Raw genomic sequence first — 320 nt, 5'->3', positions numbered from 1 at the left:
CGGCGTATTTGCCGCATTTGAACCGACTGTAACAATTGCCCCTGATTTTCTTAACATCATATTTTTACTTACCGCTCGGGACATATTGAAAACCCCTGTAGTATTTACAGAGAATGTTTTATTCCAATCTTCATCACTTAACGAATGAATTGGTCCCATACGTAAAACCCCTGCAACATTTATTAAAATATCTATTGGCGCTATTTCATTTGCAATATGATTTACCATGTCTTCAACAGCAGCGCTATTACTCACATCTAAACGAAACGTTTTCATACGTGTTTTATTTAATTCATTTTGATTTAAGAGTACATTTAACC

Annotated in this window: 1 protein-coding gene; it reads right to left on the bottom strand. The window is 34.7% G+C overall.

What is annotated here, in order from left to right:
* A partial coding sequence (locus SB717_RS34650) for an SDR family NAD(P)-dependent oxidoreductase (protein ID WP_410907394.1) occupies positions 1-320 on the bottom strand: 320 nt, incomplete at both ends.

The organism is Priestia sp. SIMBA_032, assembly GCF_046535215.1.
Lineage (GTDB): Bacteria > Bacillota > Bacilli > Bacillales > Bacillaceae_H > Priestia > Priestia aryabhattai.
The sequence above is the reverse complement of the archived record's forward strand: the minus strand, read 5'-3'. Positions and strand labels throughout refer to the sequence as shown.